The sequence below is a fragment of the Micromonospora sp. S4605 genome, assembly GCF_003176715.1.
Lineage (GTDB): Bacteria > Actinomycetota > Actinomycetes > Mycobacteriales > Micromonosporaceae > Micromonospora > Micromonospora echinaurantiaca.
In genome coordinates this window covers 1-1,710 of record NZ_QGSW01000294.1, presented here as the reverse complement: position 1 = coordinate 1,710, position 1,710 = coordinate 1, and the positions used below count along the sequence as shown (strand labels likewise).

General features: G+C 76.4%; 2 protein-coding genes. Both read right to left on the bottom strand.

The annotated features are described in order from the left end of the window. Window position 1: 1 nt before the first annotated feature. Window positions 2–1,291 (bottom strand): DUF2314 domain-containing protein, encoded by a 1,290-nt coding sequence (locus DLJ47_RS26320; RefSeq protein WP_109903813.1) that lies wholly within the window; start codon window positions 1,289–1,291, stop codon window positions 2–4. A gap of 67 nt (window positions 1,292–1,358) precedes the next feature. After that, window positions 1,359–1,710: adenosylcobinamide-GDP ribazoletransferase (locus DLJ47_RS26315; protein ID WP_199236009.1), on the bottom strand; the 352-nt coding region annotated here is incomplete at its 5' end.

Sequence of the window (1,710 nt, the reverse complement as noted above, 5' to 3'; positions counted from 1 at the left end):
GTCAGGGGGTGGGGGGTTCGCCGGCGTCCAGGACGGCCTGGGTCCAGCCGCCTTCGATGACGCCGGTGCCGTCGAGCAGGGCCCAGTCGACGACGTCGGCGGCTTCCACCACCACCGGGCTGCCGATCCGGACGGTCGGGTCGGTGTGCGCGTCGCTGGCGCTGGCACCGACGATCCGCTCCGGCGCCTCCCGCGAGGTCACCCCGGCCCAGACGAACTCGGGGCCGTCGTCGCCGGGCAGGCCGTACTTGACCACCAGCTGGGTCTCCGGCGGCAGCTGGCCGGTGACGAACCGGGCCCGGATGTCGCCGAGCCCGGCGCGGGCGGTCGCGATCGCCCGGCTCATCGCGTCGCCGGAGCGGGCGTAGCGCACGTCCGGCTGGATGCCGGAGAAGAGGGTGGCACAGGCGGCGGCGTAGTAGCGTCCGGCCGGCCCGGGGTGCCCGGCGGGCGGGTGCAGGCTGAGGAACGAGTCGGCGTCCGGGTCGGTGGCCGGGTCCAGCTCCAGCCGCAGCAGCACCGGCGCGGTCGCCCCGTGCTGCTCGGGATTGCCGTACGCCACGGCGATGTCGTGCCCGGTCACCGTGGCCAGCACGGGCAGCTGCACGAACGCCGGCACCTCCTCGCCGGCCAGCCCGTCGGTCCAGTCCCGCAGCAGCCGCCGCGCGGCGCCGGTCATCACCGCGCCCCAGGCCCGGGTGAGGTGGTCCGGCACCCCCTGGGTCTGCAGTTCCAGCAGCCCGAACCGGCGCAGCCCCTTGGTGGTGAACCAGAGCCCCTCGGCGTCCGAGGAGTACGGCACCAGCACCCAGTCGACCAGCCGGATCCGCCCCCGCTCGTCGGGGAGCGACCGCAACGCCGTCGCCGGGTCGAGGAACTGCAACCCGAAGACGTCCACCACGTCGCCGTGCACCGTTTCGGCGACCGCGGCGGCCACCGCCCGCGCCGCCCACTCGTGCGCCGGCGGCCAGCCGGGCCGGTACTCGGCCTGCACCACCACCAGGTGGCTGGCCGCGGCCAGCCGGTCCAGCTGCGCCTCGCTGGCGCCGAACGCGGTGAGCAGGTCCGGCGGCAGCTCGGGGAACTCGCTGACCGGCCGGGTGTCCACGCTCATCAGCGGACTGTCCAGCATCTGCCGGGCCAGGCCGTACACCGGATCGGCCAGCCGGCCCTGCAGCGCCTCCACCGCGGTCTTCGGACCGACCCTCGGCAACCCGGCCATCGGCACCAGGTAGGTGGCGCTCAGCGACTCCGGCACCGGTACGGGCAGGAAGTCGTCCGTGATGAGCATGATCGTTCCCCCGGTCGGCCGCACCGTGCTGTCGTGGGAGAACGCTACCCGCCGCGGCGCGCCGGACTCAGCTGGACAGCACGAGTCCCAGGTAGACCAGCGTGGTGACCAGCTCCACGGTGGCGCCGAGCACGTCGCCGGTGATCCCGCCGAGGCGGCGTACCACGTGCCGCAGCAGGGCGGCCGCCGCGGCGAGGGCGGCGAGAACGGCGAGCGGCCCCTGCCACGGGCGGTCCGGCACCGCGGCGACCGCCACCAGCGCGACGGCCGCCGTGCCGGCGACCAGCGCGACCGGCCCGACGGTCCCGGCGACCAGCGCGCCCAGCCCTTCCGGCCGGGCCGCCGGCACGCCCCGCCGGCAGGCCACAGCGACGCCGAGCCGGCCGGCGGCGGTCGCCGCCACCACCGCCGCGAGCGCC